This window comes from Paraburkholderia sp. GAS334 (assembly GCF_050436625.1).
Classification (GTDB): Bacteria; Pseudomonadota; Gammaproteobacteria; order Burkholderiales; family Burkholderiaceae; genus Paraburkholderia.
Window position 1 is genome coordinate 28,907 of sequence record NZ_JBNDMO010000016.1, and the last position, 20,174, is coordinate 49,080.

At 61.7% G+C, this 20,174-nt stretch carries 18 protein-coding genes and 1 pseudogene; 12 read left to right on the top strand and 7 right to left on the bottom strand.

What is annotated here, in order from left to right; genetic code table 11:
• Window positions 1–23: 23 nt before the first annotated feature.
• Complete coding sequence (locus P3T21_RS25290) at window positions 24–1,976, bottom strand: SUMF1/EgtB/PvdO family nonheme iron enzyme (protein ID WP_429258699.1); 1,953 nt, start codon at window positions 1,974–1,976, stop codon at window positions 24–26.
• A 355-nt stretch (window positions 1,977–2,331) separates the two neighbouring features.
• Between P3T21_RS25290 and P3T21_RS25295 the strand changes: the two genes are divergently transcribed.
• The 9 genes from P3T21_RS25295 (at window position 2,332) to P3T21_RS25335 (ending at window position 15,009) form a co-directional block, all read left to right on the top strand.
• Window positions 2,332–2,766, top strand: a complete 435-nt coding sequence (locus P3T21_RS25295; RefSeq protein ID WP_429258700.1) for a DUF4399 domain-containing protein — start codon at window positions 2,332–2,334, stop codon at window positions 2,764–2,766.
• 44 nt (window positions 2,767–2,810) lie between these two features.
• A complete protein-coding gene (locus P3T21_RS25300; protein WP_429258701.1) occupies window positions 2,811–3,242 on the top strand; it encodes a DUF4399 domain-containing protein in 432 nt (143 codons plus the stop codon).
• Between the two features lie 383 nt (window positions 3,243–3,625).
• On the top strand, window positions 3,626–3,901 hold the full coding sequence (locus P3T21_RS25305) for a hypothetical protein (protein ID WP_429258702.1): 276 nt from the start codon (window positions 3,626–3,628) through the stop codon (window positions 3,899–3,901).
• Between the two features lie 367 nt (window positions 3,902–4,268).
• The gene (locus P3T21_RS25310) at window positions 4,269–5,690 is read left to right on the top strand and encodes an efflux transporter outer membrane subunit (RefSeq protein WP_429258803.1); all 1,422 of its coding nucleotides are present in this window, start codon (window positions 4,269–4,271) and stop codon (window positions 5,688–5,690) included.
• Between the two features lie 211 nt (window positions 5,691–5,901).
• Window positions 5,902–8,400: an FHA domain-containing protein gene (locus P3T21_RS25315; RefSeq protein WP_429258703.1), complete on the top strand. Its 2,499-nt coding sequence runs from the start codon at window positions 5,902–5,904 to the stop codon at window positions 8,398–8,400.
• Window positions 8,378–9,751: an HlyD family efflux transporter periplasmic adaptor subunit gene (locus P3T21_RS25320; protein WP_429258704.1), complete on the top strand. Its 1,374-nt coding sequence runs from the start codon at window positions 8,378–8,380 to the stop codon at window positions 9,749–9,751. The genes P3T21_RS25315 and P3T21_RS25320 overlap by 23 nt, the downstream gene beginning before the upstream one ends.
• Window positions 9,752–9,852: 101 nt before the next feature.
• On the top strand, window positions 9,853–10,605 hold the full coding sequence (locus tag P3T21_RS25325; RefSeq protein WP_429258705.1) for a peptidylprolyl isomerase: 753 nt from the start codon (window positions 9,853–9,855) through the stop codon (window positions 10,603–10,605).
• 4 nt (window positions 10,606–10,609) lie between these two features.
• On the top strand, window positions 10,610–13,666 hold the full coding sequence (locus P3T21_RS25330; RefSeq protein ID WP_429258706.1) for a peptidase domain-containing ABC transporter: 3,057 nt from the start codon (window positions 10,610–10,612) through the stop codon (window positions 13,664–13,666).
• Complete coding sequence (locus tag P3T21_RS25335; RefSeq protein WP_429258707.1) at window positions 13,663–15,009, top strand: sigma-54 interaction domain-containing protein; 1,347 nt, start codon at window positions 13,663–13,665, stop codon at window positions 15,007–15,009. Before P3T21_RS25330 ends, P3T21_RS25335 begins: the two co-directional genes overlap by 4 nt.
• A gap of 69 nt (window positions 15,010–15,078) precedes the next feature.
• Here the strand turns inward: P3T21_RS25335 and P3T21_RS25340 are convergent, their stop codons facing one another.
• Window positions 15,079–15,849, bottom strand: a complete 771-nt coding sequence (locus tag P3T21_RS25340; RefSeq protein WP_429258708.1) for a PP2C family protein-serine/threonine phosphatase — start codon at window positions 15,847–15,849, stop codon at window positions 15,079–15,081.
• A 5-nt stretch (window positions 15,850–15,854) separates the two neighbouring features.
• On the bottom strand, window positions 15,855–16,142 hold the full coding sequence (locus P3T21_RS25345; protein ID WP_429258709.1) for a hypothetical protein: 288 nt from the start codon (window positions 16,140–16,142) through the stop codon (window positions 15,855–15,857).
• Window positions 16,143–16,609: 467 nt separating this feature from the next.
• On the opposite strand from P3T21_RS25345, the gene P3T21_RS25350 reads away from it, so the two are divergent.
• From P3T21_RS25350 to P3T21_RS25360, 3 genes are all read left to right on the top strand, one after another.
• A complete protein-coding gene (locus tag P3T21_RS25350; protein WP_429258710.1) occupies window positions 16,610–17,140 on the top strand; it encodes a lecithin retinol acyltransferase family protein in 531 nt (176 codons plus the stop codon).
• Between the two features lie 32 nt (window positions 17,141–17,172).
• The gene (locus P3T21_RS25355; protein ID WP_429258711.1) at window positions 17,173–17,421 is read left to right on the top strand and encodes a hypothetical protein; all 249 of its coding nucleotides are present in this window, start codon (window positions 17,173–17,175) and stop codon (window positions 17,419–17,421) included.
• A 142-nt stretch (window positions 17,422–17,563) separates the two neighbouring features.
• Complete coding sequence (locus P3T21_RS25360) at window positions 17,564–18,010, top strand: hypothetical protein (RefSeq protein WP_429258712.1); 447 nt, start codon at window positions 17,564–17,566, stop codon at window positions 18,008–18,010.
• Window positions 18,011–18,029: 19 nt separating this feature from the next.
• On the opposite strand, the gene P3T21_RS25365 is transcribed toward P3T21_RS25360, so the two are convergent.
• The 4 genes and pseudogenes from P3T21_RS25365 to P3T21_RS25380 all read right to left on the bottom strand — a co-directional run bounded on the left by P3T21_RS25365 (window position 18,030) and on the right by P3T21_RS25380 (window position 20,072).
• Complete coding sequence (locus tag P3T21_RS25365) at window positions 18,030–18,371, bottom strand: hypothetical protein (protein WP_429258713.1); 342 nt, start codon at window positions 18,369–18,371, stop codon at window positions 18,030–18,032.
• 89 nt (window positions 18,372–18,460) lie between these two features.
• Window positions 18,461–19,111, bottom strand: a pseudogene (locus P3T21_RS25370) (RNA polymerase sigma factor); the annotation flags it as partial.
• A 57-nt stretch (window positions 19,112–19,168) separates the two neighbouring features.
• Entirely contained in the window at window positions 19,169–19,462 is a 294-nt protein-coding gene (locus P3T21_RS25375; RefSeq protein WP_429258714.1) for a cupredoxin domain-containing protein, read from the bottom strand.
• Window positions 19,463–19,538: 76 nt separating this feature from the next.
• Window positions 19,539–20,072, bottom strand: a complete 534-nt coding sequence (locus tag P3T21_RS25380) for a DUF4142 domain-containing protein (RefSeq protein WP_429258715.1) — start codon at window positions 20,070–20,072, stop codon at window positions 19,539–19,541.
• Between the last annotated feature and the right edge of the window lie 102 nt (window positions 20,073–20,174).

The window sequence follows — 20,174 nt, forward strand, 5'->3', positions numbered from 1 at the left end:
TTTAGCCAGCGCGAACGCAACACTCACTTGAGATCTTTAGCGACGCGGAATCCATCCTGCGACTGACGCACGCTTGCGCTGTATTTGAAGCGTGTCGACGTGAGCATATAGTTCGCGCCTTCGCGCCACGACCCGCCGCGGATCACGCGCATGTTGCAGCCGGGTGCGTCCCACGTGCGGCCATCGGAGGGCGCGCCCTGATAGGAGTTATGCCAGCAGTCGCTGACCCATTCCCAGACGCTGCCGTTCATGTCGTGCAACCCATACGGGTTTGCCGCGAATGTACCGACGTTCTCCGGTCCTTCCTTGTGCCACGGGTCGCCGCACTCCTTGCAGTTCGCCATGCCCTTGCTCATCCTGTCGCCCCACCAGTATTGCGTCGATGTGCCACCACGGTCGGCGTATTCCCACTCCGCCTCGGTGGGCAGACGGTACGGTTTGCCCGTGGTCTTCGCCAGCCACTTCACATACAACTGCGCGTCGTCCCAGCTGAGATCGCGCGCCGGCGCGGTTTTCGACGGATTGTTGTCGCTTGAGAGTGCAGGGCAGGCTTTCGCATCGACACATGCATTCCATTGCTCGACCGTGACCTCGTATTTGCCGATCGCGAAGGGCGCTTCGATCGTCACGTGATGAACGGGCTTTTCTGAGGGATCGTCGGTGCTGCTGCCCATCGAGAACGAGCCCGGCGACAGTGAAACCATCGTCGGGCAGGCCGCGCAGTCCTTGCTTTCGCCGTTGTTGGTCACGCGGCCGATGGTCTTTTCAGGCGTGGGGGCGGGCGCTGGCGCGGCCGGCGTGATCGCCCTGGCAGGTGACGCTGCTGCAGCTGCGGGCGCCGGTGTGGGTGCAGCCATCGTGCGCGGTTTCTCCGGCGGCAGGGGCGGCACGGCGGACGCCGGCGCGGCATGCGTGGCTTCGGGCGCGGGTTGCGCCTTTGGCGCGGCGGCGCGCAAACGCTCGATGCGTGCGTGCGCGAGCGTCGCGAAGCGGCCGTTTGGATAGGCCTTCAGATAGGCTTCGTAATCGCTGGGGTAGGTGCTGTCCTTGATGGAATCCCAGAACGTCAGTTCGTATTGTTCGCTGCTGTCTTTCGGCAGAATGCCGCGACTGTGCAGCGTGACGACGGCTTCGCTGTTCGCTGTGACGAAGGGTGTTGATCCCGCATCGTTGCGCGCGGAAGCAGCCAACGCAAAGCCGCCTTCAACCGACGACGCTACCCATGGCCGCTGTTCGCCGTGCGTATCCGCACGAACGTTCGCAGCGACACGCGCAAGAAGCAGGCGTGCATCCTGTGCGGGCGTATCGGCCAGCGCCTGCAACAACGCATGCGTATAGACGCCGCCGTGCACACCATCCGCCGCGAACCCGCCAGGCGCGGTCGCGTAGGCAATCAGTGTCTGCGCGGGAAGGGCAGGAAGCGCGGTTGTGCCCGGATTCGCAGCATCGAAAGGATTGTTCAGACAGGTATCCAGTACGACAAGATTGAGTTTGTGCGGACGTGGCGCGGACATCGCCGCAAGCGCATCGGCCAGGTTGACGCCATCCGTCACCAGCGATGCGGGCAAGCGCGCGTCGACGCCCGACGGCATCAGCATCGTGTCGTTCGCCACCTGAAAACCGTGTCCGGCGAAATAGAACACGCCGGTCCCGCCACGCTGTAAACGCCGTGCAAATTCGGCCAGTGCCAGCTTCATGTCGAGTGGCGTCGCGTTGGTTCGCGTGATCACCTCGAAGCCGAGCGAGGCGAGCCTGTCGCTCACATTTTTCGCATCGCGGGTCGCGTTCGTTAGCGCCAGAACGGGATAAGCGCCGTTGCCGATGACCAGCGCCACGCCGCGGCCAACCTTGATTTCGTCGGGAAAATTGACCTGTACGGTCGCGGTAGCCTGTGGAGATCCGGTCGTGGCGAAAGCGTCGATCCATTGTGCCTGGAGGGCACCGACCACGCATACGAGCAGGAGTTTTCGCCACATTTTCAAATCCTGTTTGTTCTGGACCGAACTCAGGTTTCCGATGACCGGCGCTCCGGTATCGGCCGCTGCCACGCATGGCGCGGCAGTGTCTCCGCACGACCCCGCCTGCGTAGTGATGTATGCGGGCCGTTATAAACAACGATAGCACGCAGTTCACGCGTCAGAACGTTAACGAGAGTGGCGTATCTTTTTGGCAAGTTCCGTCCTAAGCTAATCCATAAAGCAGACAACAGGGATCGGGGTTTTTTACCGGTCGTTCCGACACGCGCGTGTGCGCACGCCTCGCCAGAGCGCGTGGCCAGGCTCTTTTTTGCACAGCAGGGGCGACCCGGACAATTCTTCGGGAGAATGCGCAATGCCAAAAAGAATAAAGCTGGGTGCGCTGTATGCTTTGACCTCGCTGTTCCTCGCGAATGCGCCCGCGCTAGCGGCTTCGACGCCGTCGCCGCCCGGCGCCGAGGAATACATCATCTGGCCCGCCGACGGCACCGTGATTCATGGCGGCAAGCTGTGGGTACGCATGGGGTTGCGCAATATGGGCGTTTGTCCCAAGGGCGTCAACATCGCGAACACCGGGCACCATCATCTGCTGATCGACACCGACCTGCCGCCGATGGATCAGGAAATCCCATCGGATCGCAATCACCTGCATTTCGGCGCGGGTGAGACGGACGCGCGTATTGAACTGCCGCCGGGCAAGCACACGCTGCAGCTGCTGCTCGGCGACTACAACCACGTGCCGCACAGTCCGCCGGTGTATTCGAAGAAGATCACCATCATCGTGCAGTAAGAACGCGCGGCCGCTTCGGCCTGTCAGGACGGAGAGCACCATCCATGAACAAGATCATTGCTGTCGCTGCGTTCGTTGCGCTGACATCCGTTGCGACCGCATCGGCTTTTGCGGGCATGACGCCATCGCCCGCCGGCGCGTATGCCTATATCGGCTATCCGAACGACGGCCAGGTTGTGCCGGCCAACAAACCGTTTCGCGTGTGGTTCGGGCTGCGCTATATGGGCGTCGCCCCTAAAGGCGTCAAGTATCCGAATACCGGCCACCACCATCTGCTGATCGACACCGATCTGCCGCCGATGGATCAGGAGATTCCATCCGATCGCAATCATCTGCATTTCGGCGCGGGCCAGACGGAGACGACGATCGAACTGACCCCGGGCAAGCACACGCTGCAACTGCTGATGGGCGATGACATGCATATTCCGCACAATCCGCCGGTGTATTCGAAGAAGATCACAGTCATCGCGAAGTGATGGGACGTGATGCGACGTGATGTGACGTGATGCGACAAGGCCCGGCATGACGCTGCTTTGGCGGGTTGCGGCCATCCCTTTGTTGCGGCGCATTGCTTAGGTTCAACGCTAAAGACATCGCGCTAAAGCAGATGTCTTTAGCCACCCAACACTATCCGGTGTGTTGTCTGCCCCGAGCCATCACCTTCTGCCTGCCCATCTCATCCCCTGTGCGGTTCGCCCTGAGCGATACAAGCCGCACACCCCAGTGTTTTCAGGGCTCCGCAGGTTTTCTTCGATAAAGATCACGTGCCTGGCACAGCCCATGCGTTAGTGACACCCGAGCAGACAAGATGCTCGAAACCAATCGCAAGACCTGACCTTTTCCTCTTTGGAGACCTATCATGACAACGCTGATGATCAAAGACCTCTCGAACGCTCAAGACCTCGACAGCAAGAAGATGAGCGCCGTGCGCGGTGGCTTCGCACCGTTCCCGTCGAACAACTTCGTCAACATCATGCCGATCACGTTCGATTACAGCAAGACGGCCAACGTCAAGCAACTCAACGAGAACCAGCTCGGCTCGCAGATCGCTACCGGCAACGGCTCGGCTTTCCTTGACAACGTCAAGACGTATTCGGATCCGTATATCGAAAGCAAGAACACCGTCAACATGTAAAGCGTGACGGGGAGACCACCACGGAGGCCTCGACGCCTCCGCGGACACAAGCCGGCTGCGCCATCGCGCACGCCGGCCCTCATGAAAAACAGCCTGCATCCAATCGTTCTTTCTTTAAACATCGCCGCACCGCACCTACCCCCGCGCCGACCGCCAGCCACACTTCGATTAAAGAAGCTGTGCAGGACGTGCTTTGCCTGATGACGCGCGCTCGAATGCTGTGCCGCCGGATTCACCGGAGACTATCGTGTCAGCGTTGCTTCATTTCCCTGTCCGTCGCAACTGGCGCATCGCGTCAGCGAACCGCCACGTAGCGGACGATGGAGCGGGCGCCGGACGCCTTCCTGCCGCTACGCGTGCATCCCGGATGACGAACGCATCCACCACGATCAGGACATTGAGCGCAGTGGCGCTGTGCGCCGTGCTGCTATCCGCGTGCGTCGATGTCAGCATGCCGGACTACAAGCGTCCGGACACACCCGCGAAAGCATCGTGGTCGGACAAGACCGGCTCCATCGTGTCGCCCGCCGATACGATCGATCCCGACTGGTGGAAGACTTTCCAGGACCCCTACCTGAATACGCTCATCGCGAAAGCGATCGCCGGCAACTTCGATATCAAGGTACTGGCTGCGCGCATTGATGTGGCCGGCGCGCAGATCGCCGAAGCGCAGGCCGGTGCACTGCCGACCATGGACCTCGGCGCAGGCGCGAATTTCCAGAAGATCACGGGGCAGCCGTTTACACATCAGTACAACCTTGGCACCCAGGTGAACTGGGACATCGACATCTGGGGCAAGGTGGAAAAGGGCGTGCAGGCGCAGAAAGCCGAATTTCACGCAAGCGAAGCCGACTGGCGCGCGGGCTATCTGGAACTGGTGTCGAACGTATCCAGCACGTACTTCCAGATCCTGCAGTTTGACGACCAGATCGAACAGCAGCAGAAGACACTCGCCACCAACCGGCAGATACTGTCGATCTACGAGGGCATGAGCCGTAACGGTATCGTGCCGAAGACACAGGTGCTGCGTCAGCAGGCGGAAATCAATCGTCTGACCAACGAGCTGCTGGAACTGCGCCGCTCGCGCGACGTAGCGAATAACGCGCTTTCGACGCTGCTGGGCGTTCCTGCCGGCGAATTCAGATTGCCCACGGGCCATCTTCAGCAACGTGTGCAGTTGCCGCCGGTGCCCGCGGGCCTGCCTGCGCAATTGCTGTCACGCCGGCCCGATGTGGTTGCATCCGAATTCCGCGTGCTGGAAGCGTACAACCTCGTCGGCGAGGCCAAGCTCGCGCAGTTGCCGACGATCAGCCTGACCGGCCATGGCGGCACCGCCAGCTTCGCGCTGACCGATCTGCTGAAGTCGTTCACGTACGGCTTCATGCCGAGCATCAACATTCCGCTGCTCGATCCAGGCGTGCGGGCGCACGTGAAAACCACGCAGGCGCAGACGACGGTAGCCGAACAGCAGTATCGGAGCACCGTCATGGCCGCGTTCCAGGAAACGGAAAGCGCGCTCGTCAATCTCAACTCGCACCGTCAGCAGCGTGTCGAACTGCTACAGGAGGTGTCGCGCCTGCAGATCGTCGCCGACCAGATCGAAGCGCAGTTGAGGGAAGGTGTGGTGTCGCAGCTCGAAGTGTTCGAGACCGAGCGCTCGCTGCTGCTGGCGCAGCAGGACCTGCTTGCCAATCATCAGCAGATTCTGTCGGACACGGTGCTGCTCTACAAGGCACTTGGCGGCGGCTGGCCGAGTGTGGACGTGCAGTTGCAGGTGAAGGGCCAATGAGCCGGCTGATCGGCGCACAACGCGCGGTGAGCGTTTGCTCGCCGCTGTCATCTCGCCGTGCCGGACAATTGACTACCGCCATGCGTGACTTACAATCTTTAAGTGATCGCGGCTTACGCGGTCGGGCCGAACACGGTTTATCCGCCGCTCTTCGCAGCGGCGCGCCTCTGACGCAATCGCGGCAGCGGGTAAACGCTTAGTGATCCAGACCATGACTCCAGGCGAAGCCCAGATTGCCGAGGTGCGCACGACACTGGACCAGGCGTTCGATGTGGTGCTGTCGCCCGTGTCGCATCCGGCGCTCGGCGCGATCCGGATCATCGACAGCCTGTTTGCCATCGGCCGCAGCGAACCCCCGTTTGCCGATTACCCGCGCGAGTTGCTCACCCGGCTCTCACGCCGTCACGCCCGCATCTTCACTGAGCATGGCCTCGTGTATGTAGCGGATCTCGACAGCAAGAACGGCACGACCCTCAACGGCAAGAACGTGCGGCAGACGCCGGGCCGCGTGCGCGCCGGCGACGAACTGTGTTTCGGGGGCGAGCTGTCCTATCGCGTCGGCATCGAGCCGCGCGCGCGAATCGTTGCCGCCGCGCAGGCGCCGCAGCCTGCCGGCCTCACGCTCGTGCCGGAGCGCGGCGACCTTGGTTTGCTACCCGTCGATGTGCGCGCGTTCCCGTTCCTGATCAGCAAGGCCGACGACGTCTTTGCGCGCTACAAGGAGCGCTATCCGCATCAGGTCAATTACATTTCGCGGCGGCACGCGCACATTTTCGTGAGAGCGGGCGACCTGTACGTCGAGGATCTGGGCAGCACGAACGGCACGTTCGTCAACGGCAAGCGGCTTGACGAGTCGGCGCATGCGTTGCAGGAGGGCGACGTCCTTGCATTTGGCGGCGATCACTTCGTCTACCGGGTGGAACTGCAGCAGACACCCGAATTCGAGCCGACCGTGACCCAGATGATTTCAGCCCCGCCGATCGATGACGTCGACGCTGACAAAACTACCTTCGTCGGCGCCGCGCATTCGTTTCTCGACATTTTCTGCGTCGACCAGGCGCGGCTGCGCGAAGACGAAGTCAACGAGGCGGCGCAACCCGACGCCGACGACACGAAGCGCGACACGCACGCGCATCGCGCGCAACGGCGCTGGCGCGTGCTGGCTTCCGAGCTGTCGAGCGCGTTCTCAGGCGGCGAGCGTCTTGCGACGCGGCGCGCCGCATGGTGGGGACTGGCGGGCGTCGTCGTGGTGATGGGAATCGGCGTCGCACTGTATTTGAGGGGCGCATCGGAACGCGAACTGAAGAATCTGCTCGCGTCGGGCGACTACGAGCAGGCATTGACCGTCGCGAACGACGACGTCAAAAGCCACCCGGCGGACGCGCATCTGAAGGCGCTCGCCAGCGAGGCATTGCTGAAGGCGAAGCTGCCGGACTGGCTCGCCGCGCTGCAAAAGCGCGAATTCGATCGCGCGGACACACTGCTCGGCGACATGAAGTCGCTGAGCGCGGCGAATCCGGACGGCGCGTCACTCGTCGGCGAACTGAAGTGGGTGGGCGATCTCGAACGCTTCGTGGTCGGCCGCGGAGGCCCGGATGCGCCCATTCGCATCTATGCAGACGAATCCAGAATCAGCGATCTGCTGAAGCGTTGGGAAGACGATGCGCGCAGCCATCAGCGTGCGCTCGACCGGATCGCGTCGTACGTGCCCGCGTTCGCCGAGCCTTACGCACGGGCGTTGAGCCATCTGCGCAGGCTCCAAAGCGACGATTCCGCGTATCTGGCGGCCATCGACCGTCTGAACACGACGATCAACACCGAGCTCGCGCGCGACAAACCCGACGTGCTGCCGCCTGTACTCGACGATTATGCGCAGCGCTATCCGCGTCTGGCGGGTCTCGATCGCGTGCGCGAGGACCTGCGCCAGTACACCGAACTGCTGAACGACGCCGTCGCGCGAAAGCTCACCCTGTTGCTCGCGTCGCTCAAGCGCGCGCATTTCACAACGCCCCCGTTCCAGGCGCAATTCGAGCGGCTTGCGGCGAGCCGTCTGCCGTCCACGGATGTGATCGAGCGACACGATGCGGTATCGGCAGCATGGCAGCACGGCGACGGGCTGCAGGCGCTGGCCGGTTTGCAGGCGATGCCGGCCGGCCCGTGGTCTGATGTGCTGGCAGCTGAGCGGGCGCACAAGAAGGCTGTGCTGGACCAGTTCGCCGATCTGCAGAAATCCCGCGGCACGAAGGGCTATGACGAGCGGCTGTTGTCGTTCTACGCCGTGCTGGATCCGACGGAAGACGCCTGGTACATGCATGCGATCGAAGCGGACGTATCCGCGATGCGCGACAAGGCGCTCGCGCGCGCACAGGATCTGTTGACCCGTGCGCAAGGCGAGTGGCGCCAGTATCGGGCGAACGGGGCGATCGGCGGCACACAGCGGCTCGAGTCGGGCATTTCGGGTGGCTTCCGCAGCCAGGCGCATCTTCTGTCCGACGCGCAGTCGCTCGCGCAGCAGGGCATGCGCATCTACACGCAGCTGAAGGCCGATCATCCGTCCGACTGGGACGCGCTCGTCGCCGACATCAACGCCGAAGCGGATATGCAGCGCCGCTCGTTGCAGGAACTGCGCATGGTGCTCGAACCTGAACTGTTGAAGTCGAAGCTGGCACTCATTGGAGGCGACAGCGGTGAAACGCGACAGTCACCCTAAGCCGCTATCCGAGGCGCTGGAGGACCACAGCGCCGAAGGCATCGCGATCCTGATGGCCGAACCCGTCAAGCTCGCCCGCGCGCTGATTCTGGCGATGGCGGGGCTGGTCGTCGTCGGGCTTCTCTGGTCGTTCGTCGGCCGCGCTGATGTGATCGTGAGCGCACCGGGCACGCTCTCGCCGGAATCGGACGTGCGGCGCTTCTACGCACCCATCGATGGCGAACTCGCCGACGTTTATATCGCGGAAGGTCAGCCCGTTTCGAAAGGCGACGTGCTCGCGCGGCTCAATGCGCGAGGTGCCATCGAAGCGGCCAGCAACGCGCTCCAGGCGCAACTGAAGCTTGAAGATGCCGAGCGCGAATGGAAGCAGTTTCCCGAGAAAAAGGCGCTGATGCAACGTAAGGTGGCGGCGTTGAAAGAGCAGGTCGACGTGGAAGCGCGGCAGCACGAAACGCGCGTGGCCGAAGGCACCACGAAGCTGGCCGAGGGTCAGAAAGCCGAACTCGACGAAGCGCGCAGCATCCTCGACAACGCACGGCGTTCGCGCGATGCGGCGCGCCAGGAGCTGGACAGCTATTCGCGCCTGTTTGCCCAGCCAGGTGGTGGCGGCATCGCGGAGCTTCAGGTCGAATCGAAGCGAACCGCCTATCTGGCGGCAGAAAACGCGTATCGCGTCGCGCAGTCGAAACTCGCTGAACTGGACTTCCGCCTGAGCCACGAATATACGCAGGCGCATGCGCAACTCGAAACGAGCGGGCAGGAAACCACCAATCTGCAGATCCAGTACGACGCCGCGGTGCGCGAAATCACGACCACCGAAGACAAGTTGCGGTTGCAACTACAAACGGCGCGTCTCGTGGCCGACGCCGCCGCGCGCATCCGCTTCGAGAATATCGACAAGGACAATTTCCTGCTGATTCTCGCGCCTGCTTCGGGTGTGATTACCGAGGTCACATCGACGCAGCCGGGCGACAAGATTCAGGCGAACGCACCACTCGGTGGCATCGCGCCTAAAGATGCGCGCCAGGTGCTGAAGATCGAAATCCCCGAGCACGATCGCGCGTTTCTGCACGAAGGCCTGCCGGTGAAGATGAAATTCAACGCGTTTCCGTATCAACGTTACGGGCTGATCAGCGGCACGCTCGCCTACATTTCGCCGGCGACGAAACCCTCGGCGGCGGACAAGCAGCCCGTCTACGAAGGCCGCGTCACGCTGGACAAGAACTACTACCAGATCGCCGACACGCGCTATCCATTGCGCTATGGCATGACGGCGAATGCGGAGATCGTCGTGCGTGAACGTCGGCTGATCGATCTGGGCCTTGATCCGTTCCGGCAGATCGCGGGCTGATGGCGGACTGATCGCGGACTGATCGAAGTGGGAAGTCGCAGTACCGAGAAGAACCGAAGGTCGTGCGTTCGATGCGCGGCCCAACCTGAGGAGCGGATGAGATGACCGCGATAGTGCGAATCGATGAAGAAGTCGTGGACGTCGCCGAATTCATTCGGTTGCTGAAACTGACTGGCCAGTTCGAGAGCCTGATCGAACAGCTCGTGCGCGACAAGCTCACCGTGCATGCGGCGAAGAAGCAGGGCATTACCGTATCGGCCGACGAAATCCAGCAGCGCGCCGACCAGTTTCGCCGCGTACGCGGCCTGCATCGCGCCACCGATATGAACCAGTACCTCGACGCGCTCAATGTGAGTCTCGACGAGTTCGAAGCGTTCATCACCGACGGGCTATATCAGGAGAAGATGCTCGACCAGGTCGGCAACGAAGCCGCGATCGAAGAATACTTCTCGCTGAATTCGCCGAAGTTCGACGCGATCGAAGTAAGCCACATCGTGCTTGACAGCGAAGGCAAGGCGAAGGAAATGATCTCGTATCTGCACGACGATCCCGACAGCTTTGCGGAGATGGCGCGTGAACACTCGATCGCGGATACGCGCGAAGCGGGGGGCGTGATCGGCAAGGTGCTGCGAGGGTCGCTCAAGCCGGATATCGAGGCGAAGATTTTCAACGCACAGGTAGGCGATCTGCTTGGACCGTTCCCTTCGCCTGACCGCTCCTGCTACGAAATTTTCGCGGTGACGGCGAAATATCCTGCGACGCTCGATGCGGATGTCGCCGCTGAAGTGCGGCGTCTGCTGCGCGAAGGCTGGCTGATTGCGCGGTCGCAGGAACACGTGATCGAGGCCCGCTAGGCACATGGACGCGCCCCAGACCACGCCTTCAGCGGCAGAGTTCCTGTCGACGGTCGAGATACTCTCGCCCTTCTCGCGCGAGGAACTCGAACGTCTTGCGGAGCACGCGCAGGCCCGCTTCTATTCGTTTGGCGAGACCGTGTGCAACGCGGGCGAGCCGGCGGAAGGCCTCTTTGTGATCCGTTCAGGTTCGGTGCGCATCTTTACGGAGGAGCACGGTAAGGAAATCAGCATGGGCGTACGCAAGGCGGGCGAAATCTTTGCCGATATCGCGATGCTGCGCGCGTACATGCATGAATCGTCGGTGCGTGCATCGGCTAAAACCGAACTGCTGTTTATCCCGCGCGGTGCGATCGAACCGGTGATCGCGGGCAATCAGGCGGCGATGGCGTTTATCGCGAGCTATGTGGCGATCAGTTCCGCGGGCGGCTTCGTCGCGCAGCTCTTCGATCTGCGCGGCAAGCTGAACAAGGCTGAACTCGAAGAATATGTGCGCAGCGTCGGTGTAAAGCGGGTCGCCGCCGGCAAGGAAATCCTCAAGCAGGACGCGCGCGATGACCGGCGTCTTTACGTCGTGCGGCAAGGCGAAGTGCGGATCGTACGCAACGAGGACGGCAACGACTACACGCTCGCGACGCTCAAGGAAGGCGAGATCTTCGGCGAGAAGGCCTGCCTGATGCGTCAGGAACAGATGGCATCGGTGGTGGCGACGACCGATACGCGCCTGCTCGTGATCCCCGAACGCACGGTCCACTTCATTCTCGAGCGCAATCCGAAACTGCGCGAGGTGCTCGACGAACGGATTCGTTATAGCGATCGCGAACTGCAACGCCAGAAGCGCATCGAGCAGCGCCGCAAGCTGCCGATGATGCTCGATCTTCACACGAAGCCCGAGTTCGGTGAAAAGGTCATCAAGCGCTTTGCGCTCGTCGAGCAGGCGGAGGAAATGGATTGTGGCGCGGCGTGCCTCGCGATGGTGTGCCGCCACTACAGCATCCCGATGACGCTCGGCAAACTGCGCGAACTGGCCAATGTGACGACGCAGGGCGCGACGCTCGATAGTCTCGCTCGCGCCGGTGAATCGCTTGGCTTTACTGCACGCGGTGTGCAATGCACGTTCGATTCGCTGCGCGGCTTCGACCTGCCGTTTATCGTGCACTGGGAGGGGTATCACTACGTTGTCGTGTACGGGCTCTCGAAAGACTACGTGTGGGTCGCCGATCCCGCACTCGGCTTCAGAAAGCTGACTGTCGAAGACTTCGAGCGCGGCTGGAGCGGCACGTGCCTCGTGTTCACGCCCGGTCCGAATCTCGTGCAGATATCGGCGTCACGTTCGCCGTGGATACGTTTCGTCGGTTATCTCACGCCGTACAAGAAGATTCTCGCGCACCTGTTTCTTGCCACCTTTGTGATTCAGGTGCTGGGCGTGATTCCGCCGCTCATCATCCAGAACATTCTCGATGGCGTGATCGTGCATCAGAATGTGAGCCTGCTGCACCTGCTGATCGTCGGCCTCATTATCTCGAACGTGTTTTCGCAACTGATGTCGACGATCCGTGCGTATCTGGCGAACTTCATGGTTCGCAACATGGACTTCGCGATGATGTCGCAGTTCTTCAAGCACACGATGTCGCTACCGTTTTCATTCTTCGCGAAGCGCAAGACCGGCGATATCTTCGCCCGCTTCCAGGAGAACCAGACAATCCGCGCATTCCTGACCGAGTCGACGGTGACCACCGCGCTGAATCTGCTGATGGTGTTCATCTACTTCTCGATCATGTTCTTCTATAACGTGAAGATGACGCTGGTGCTGATCGCGTTCGTGATTCCGATCATGGCGCTCACCGCCATTGCCACGCCGAAGATCAAGAACTATGCGCGCGAATCATTCACCGCGTCGACGGATTCGAAGTCGTTCCTGATGGAAGCGCTCGCGGGCGTCGAAACGGTCAAGGGCATGGGCATCGAGCGGCCGGTTCGCCTGCGCTGGGAAAAGAAATACGCCAGGGCGCTGGAAGTGCAGTATCGGGCGCACGCCTTCAGCATTCTCGTGGGGCTTGGCAGTCAGCTGCTGAATGCTGCGACGACGATTGCGATCCTGTGGGTGGGCGCGAATCTCGTGCTCGCGCGCGAAATGACGATCGGCCAGCTGATCGCGTTTAACGCCTTCATGGGCAGCGTGTTGAGCCCGTTGATGGGTCTCGTCGGTCTGTGGAGCATGCTGAACGATGCGGGCGTCGCGATGGAGCGGCTTGGCGATGTGCTCGATATCGAGCCGGAGCAGAAGCCGCAGGACCTCGCCTCGCGCGTGATGCTGCCGGACCTGCAGGGCGAAATCAGCCTGAACGGCGTGTATTTCCGCTACGGCGACAGCGAAAGCGCCTACGTGCTGGAGAACATCAGTTTCGATATCAAGCCGGGCGAACTGGTGGCCATCGTCGGGCGCAGCGGGTCGGGCAAGACGACGCTTGCAAAGCTGCTGGTCGGTTTCTACGCGCCTTCCGAAGGCAGGATGTCGGTGGATGGCTACGACCTCAACGTGGTCGACAAGGCGTATTACCGCGCGCAGATCGGCTACGTGATGCAGAGCAATCTGCTGTTTTCCGGCACGATCGCGGAAAACATCGCGAGCGGCGACGATACGCCGGACCGTCGTCGTATCGAGGAAGTCGCGAAAATGGCCGACGCCCATGCGTTCATCGCCAGGATGCCGCTTGGCTATGAGCAGATCGTCGGCGAACGGGGTATCGGTTTGTCGGGCGGACAGATCCAGCGGCTGTGCATTGCGCGCGCGCTGTATCACGACCCGCGTCTGCTGGTTTTCGACGAAGCGACGTCAGCGCTCGATTCGCAGTCGGAGAGCAATATCCTCGGCAACATGCACGATATCCTGAAGGGACGCACGGCTGTCATCATCGCGCACCGGCTCAGCACGATCATGCGCGCGGACAAGATTCTCGTGCTGTACGAAGGCGCGATTGTCGAACAGGGGCGTCACGAGGAACTCGTGCAACGCAAAGGTATGTACTACCAGCTCGTTCAAAAACAGTTGAGTGCGTGATGCAGATACTCGACCAGCCCGAAGAAGACAGCAGCCCCGCGATCTCGTATGCCGCATTGATCGAGAAGATCGAAATCCTGCGCTCGACGCTGCGGTGGTCGTCGCGGCTCGAACGGGCGGATATCGAGAAGCTGCTGCGGCAGGCCAACACCTTGCGCGACGAGGTCATGCAGCTGTCGCACAAGGAGCGCTTCGTGCAGGCCGCGGTCGCCGAACCGGTGCGCGTCGACCAGTCACGCCAGGCGCGACGTCAGGCTCTGCTTGAACGCAGTTTTATTTTCGAAGGCACGTTCGGCGATAACCCGCGTCTGCTGGAAGCACTCGAAATCGCGGAGAAAGCGGCGCCGACGGATTTGCCCGTGCTGATCGATGGCGAAAGCGGTACAGGCAAGGAGCTGATGGCGAAGGTCATCCACGCAAATGGCAGCCGCGCCGACAAGCCGTACATCTCGGTGAACTGCGGCGCGATTCCGGACAACCTGCTGGAATCGGAACTGTTCGGCCACCGACGCGGTGCGTTCACGGGCGCTTCGAGCGATCGCAAGGGCAAGTTCGAGAGCGCGCATACCGGCACGATCTTTCTCGACGAAATCGGCGAGTTGCCGCTGGCGGGCCAGGTGAAGCTGCTGCGTGTGCTCGAAGCGCACGAGATCCAGCGCGTCGGCTCGGATGAAACGATCGCGGTCGATACGCGCATCGTCGCGGCGACCAATCGCAATCTGCGGCAGTTGAGCGAGGAGGGCAAGTTTCGCGAGGATCTGTTTTACCGATTGAGTGTGATTCACGTGACGTTGCCGCCGCTGCGTGAGCGGCGCGACGAAATTCCGCTGCTGTTCTCCTGGTTTGGCGACGAAGCAGCGGGTGTGCTCAAACGACGCCCGGTCCGCCTGACGCCGCGACTGCGTGATTTTCTGTTGAACTACGCGTATCCGGGCAACATCCGTGAGCTGCGCAACGTGATGTACCGCGTCTCGTGCCTTGCGGGTGAAACGGCGGATATCGAACATCTGCCGGTCGATATGCGGCCCGCAGCGACGACGTCAGCGGCACACGGCAGCGCCGCGCCGCGTACGTCCGTGAACGATGGTGCGAGTGTGGCGAACCTGATGTCGCTCAGCGACGCGAAGCGGGCCGCCAGCGATGAGGCCGAGAAAGCGTTTCTCGAACGAGGCCTTCACGAAGTGGGCGGCACGGTGGCGGAACTGGCACGACGCGTTGATATGAACCGTTCGCACCTGCAGATGCTGTTAAAGAAACACGGCCTGCATTCGAAGGATTTTCGCAATCACGGCGGGAAAGACAACCGGGATGATGGCGACGAGAAGGAGGCGGGGAACGTCTGAGGCGTCGTCAACGCAAACACAAACGCGAACGCAGACGCGAACGCAGACGCGAACGCGCTGGAAAAGCAGTCAGGGTGCCGGATTCAACAGCGTTTTATCCGACGCAGCCGGATCTTCAGCCTGCACCACCACCGCCGTGATGTTGTCGCGGCCGCCGCGTGCAAGCGCAATCTCGACCAGCTCATTGGAAGCGTGCAGGCAATCGACCGACTCGAGCGCCACCAGGATTTCGTGATCGGTGACTTCGTTGCAGAGGCCGTCGCTGCACAGCAGGAAGATGTCGCCATCGGCGACCTCAATGACGGCTTCGTCGAGGTCGAGCTGGTCCATCGCGCCGACCGCACGCGTAATCATGTGCTGCGCAGGATGATTGCGCGCTTCCTCATCGGTGATATGGCCCATCAGGCGCAGTTCCTCGACCTGGCTGTGATCGCGCGTCAGTTGTCGCAACTGGCCCGCCCGCAGCAGATAGATGCGGCTGTCGCCCGCCCATAGATAACCGCAGAAACGGTCGCATGCGAGCAGCACGACGACTGTGCTGCCAATGCGTTGTACATGCCGTCGCGCCGCTTCTTCCCGTAGCTGTGTGTTCGCCACCTGCAGGCGTGCGCGTGCTTCCGCGATAAAGCGCTTCATGCTCGCGGGCGGGGAGAGCTGGCTTAATGTATCGATGACGAGCTGGCTCGCGAGATCGCCCACTGCGTGTCCGCCCATCCCGTCGGCGACGGCCCAGCGTCCGAGCCCGGACTGATCGAGGCAGGCATCTTCGTTGATCTCACGGATGCGTCCCACATCGGAACGCGCCGATGACGTCCATCGAAACTGGCTTCTGCAGGTCACGACATTTACACCGCATTGTTTTTGCTGCGAGCGTCGGGAGAAACAGTGATGTTCGAATTCGAGCCGGTGTTGTTGACGTCGACCGACTGGAACGTATTGATCATCTGGTTAGCATAGAAGCTGTTCGAGATCTCGTACAGGTTAACGGTCGGGCCGAAGCTCGGCGTTTCGCGAACGTAGGGCTGGATCCAGCCGTACACCCACGGCGCACCGCCGCCGCCCCGAATCGCTGCCATGGCCTTGCGATCGAGCGCGAGATTCAACGAGAGGTCATTCACCGTGATGGAAGCCATATTGGGTCTCCGGTTGGCCGTCTGGCACGGCCGGGTCAAAAGAAGTCTGAGCCCTTAGGCGCAAGGGTCGTGCCAACACTTCGCCGGTGCAACGTGCATCGCGTAAGCCATTGATTGTTTGAAGGTTAACTGTGTGCTCGCGCACACGGCGCCTGCATTTACCCCTCTATTCGTTGGCTTCACCCCAACAGACGCCCACCCGCACCGGTGGTCGACCCAACACCTCGAATCAGCGCGCCGGCTCTTCGGAGCCGCGTCAAAGTGGCGGTCGTGCGCCAACAGATCGAACCGGAATCTGTCGGTTATCTGCGCACATACCGGCCAGTCCGCAGCAAGCAATGTGCAATAAAATATATACAAATCAATGAGTTAATAAACATGGCCCGGTTGATGCAAAACACCCTGCAGAAGTGTTGGCCATCGGATGCAAGCGCCGCTTGCAGCAACCAGACGAAATCGGGGCAGCCATGAACAGCAACCAGCAACCGGCGAAGAGCGAAGGGTGGGGAAAGGACCCCATCGTCGTCTCGATGTCGCCTGACCTTCCGCTCAAGACCTATAACGAACTTCCGCTTGGCGCGCATCTCGTTACCGAACGCCGCGGCTATGAACATCACGGCATCTATGTCGGCGAAGGAATGGTTGTTCACTACGCGGGTTTTGCCTCGTCGGCACATCGCGGGCCGGTCGAAGAAGTCACGCTTGAGCACTTCGCCGCCGGGCACGTAGTCATGGTGCGTCCTTATCCGCACGCCCGCTACGGCAGCGAAGAAGCCGTGCGCCGCGCACGCTCCCGCCTCGGCGAAAACCGTTATCGCCTGCTGACCAACAACTGCGAACACTTCTGTGCGTGGTGCCTGCTTGGCAAGAGCCATAGCGAACAGGTGCAGACCTGCCTCACGCATCCGCGTGCCGGCGTGCGCGCGCTGGTGTGCCTCGTCAAGGCATTTGTCGAAGGTGGAAGAAACGATGCGTATCTCGCGGCCCACGCTGCCTGACGCAGTCCCGGATACGCTGTAAGGAGACCATCATGAACGCCGCAGAAAAATCGTTGCACTGGGCCGTCGACAAATGGCTGGCGCCGACGCCCGCGATGCCCGCCCGTGTCACGCGCTTTTGTCACGGCGGCGCTGAGCGGCGCCGCTATGTGTGCGTCGAGGCGTTACGCCCGGGCGGTCTGCTGTCGATCTTCTTCTTTCGCCACGCCGACGGTTCATGGAACGTTTTCCCGCCCGCCGACGCCCGTCCTGCCATGGACGGCCACCGGCTGGCGGCGTGAAGGCCGCTGCGGGACGCTGCGGGCAGCGGCTGGCAGCCCGACTGCAAGGCGGCTTATGGTGTGTGACACTGGCGGCTAGCGTACATACGCCTCGCGCCTTCGCGTGAGAGCGTGACACGGTAAAGGAAACGGCATCGCTACCATGAGAAAGGTCGCTGTCCACGCGCTGATTGTGCTTGCCGCCGGCGGCGCCATGCTCGCACCCGCGCTGTGTCGCGCCTACGAACTCGATTCGCAACTCGACTGCAAATCGAACCCGCACGACTACATCTCACAGCTCCTCAACAGCCAGTACATCGAACCCGAGCCCATGCGCGTCGAGGCGAACTCGATCAACGCCTTTCGACCCATCCGCGGCAGCAACCTGACGGCGTTCGGCTTTCGCGTCTACGCCGTGCTCGGCTATGAACGCAACGACGCGATATTCAGGAAGGGAAGCGGCGAGCCGATCAGCAATTCGGCCTATGGCGCAGTCGTCAATGGTCCCGCTGAGACTGTGGAGTCGCGTGTGCGTGCAACGGGCAGCACTGCGATCGTCAAACAGGTGGTTCCCCTGCTGATTACCGCGGTTCTGTGTGACGGGCAATAGGCTGGCTTCTGCAGTGGGCTCAATGCCCGGCGCCTGTCATCGGAATGCAGCTCAATACGAGCGTACTGCCCGCACCGGCCTCGGGGCTTACCTCGGCCGTGTGCCGCTCAGCGCTACCGCACGACCATTCGGCAAGGAAGTTTTTCTGGCAACCCACCGCAGGCTCGCCGATGCGTGAGCGGTCAACGACGTAATCGCATGCATCCCGGTTGTTGCAATGAAGGGCGAGATCACCGGTCGCGTTGCCTCGCCGCACGCCGCAGTTTTCGCCATATGTGCCTGACAGTATCCTGATCGTCTCCGCGTGGGCGGTCGCGCATGCGGACACCAGGATCATCGTCGCAATCGTCCCGGGTTTCATGATTTCGACGCTCCGTCCGCAACCGGACCCTGTTTCAGCCGATGGTCAATCTGCGCGACCTGGCGCATCGGCGCTTGCGTAACCCCGTTGATCCGCGCAAGCACGGTCGCCACGATCCGGTCGCAGTGCGCGCCACCGAATTCGAACGCGTCGCGTGCGGCGACATCGACTTCCTGCGCCAGCGCGTCGCGCAACAGGTGCTTTGCGCGGAAGTGCCGGCTGCGCACTGTCGCTTCCGGAATGTCGAGACAGTGGGCCGTCTCCTCGATGCTCATCTCTTCCACCGAACGCAGCACGAACACGATGCGAAACGCCTCCGGCAATGTATCGAGCTAACGCTCGATCAGTGCCCGCATCTCGGCGCGCGCGAGGGCTGTATCCGGGGAGGGGATCGCGTTTGAGTCTGCGTGTGCGGCCATGGCGTCAAGATCGGGTTCAGTGTTCGCATCAAACATCGGAATCACCTTCTGGCGGCGGGCAGCCCGGCGCAAACGTCCAAAGCACTCGTTGAGCACGAGGCGGGAGAGCCAGGTGGACAGCGTGGACTCGCCACGAAACTGTGCAATCGAACGGTAGGCCGAAAGATAGGCCTCCTGAAGCGCGTCCTCGGCTTCCGCGTCGTTGCGCAGTGTCGCCCGCGCCAGGCGATACAGGCGCCGGTTATGCCGGCGCATCAGCAACTCGAACGCGGAGCGATCGCCCGCGACGATACGCGCGACGATCGACAGTTCGTCGTCCATGCGAGGTGTTTTTGCTACGTCAGGGGCATTCATCGGATGAGCCTCGTCGAGGTTGTGTCATCGCACGACCAGTGTGCCACGCATGGTCGGATGGAAGGTGCACAGATACGGATAGCTGCCGGCCTTGCGCGCGACGTAATGCCATGAGGCGTTCGGCGCGATGCTGGACGAATCGAACGCTTTCGAGGTTGCGCTTGCCGTGTGCGCAAACAGATCCTTGTTAACCCAGACGATCTGGTCGCCACGGTTCACGGTCAGCGCGGGCGGGTTGAATCGCATCTGCTCGATGGCGATCACGTATGTTTCCGCACGAGCATCTGCGATTGCGCCCGTTGCCACCGCGAGACCCATGACGCATGCGCGGAGTGCGCGACGAACATCCGCAGGTGCTGCACGCCTTCGGGGACCACGCGGTTTCACGCGACGTTCAAGCACCGCTCTTCTCCAGCGAAGCCTGCAATGCTTTCGCGTGCTCGAGGTGCGCGACGAATGCCGGCCTGACCTTCACCAAGAGCGCCTTCAATTCAGCGTTCTGCGCGTCCGGGATTAACGTCTTGTCGAGCGCCTGCAGCACATTCTCGTGATATGTGACCTCATGATCGATATAGGCACGGTCGAATTGCGCTCCCTTGAGGGTGCGGAGATTCGTGAGATTCGCGTCGCCGCCCTGTTTGAGGCTCTGGCTCGTGGCGTTGTCTTCCGGCGTCACGCCGAGCTTGTGAACGAGATCGACAGCCGCTTTGTTGACGCCACTGTGATCGGCGATCATCAGTTGCGCAAACGCCTTGACGTCCTTCGATTTCGTTCGCGATTCCGCAAGCCGGCCGGCGTCGATGTCGACCTGATTGGCCGTCACAACGATCGCCGCGATCTGTGGATCGGTCGGGCCGGCGTTCTGCGCGCGAACGGTTGCGCTGGCCAGCGCCAGTGCACCGCAGAGTACTGCGCTGATGAGTTTCATGGGCCATCTCCTGTTCGAGGGCGGCGGGCCGGAGTCGACCCGCGCGCGTCGGGTCTCTTTCGACCTTCGACAGGCAATTGGATGTCGCGTGTGCGCGCGCTG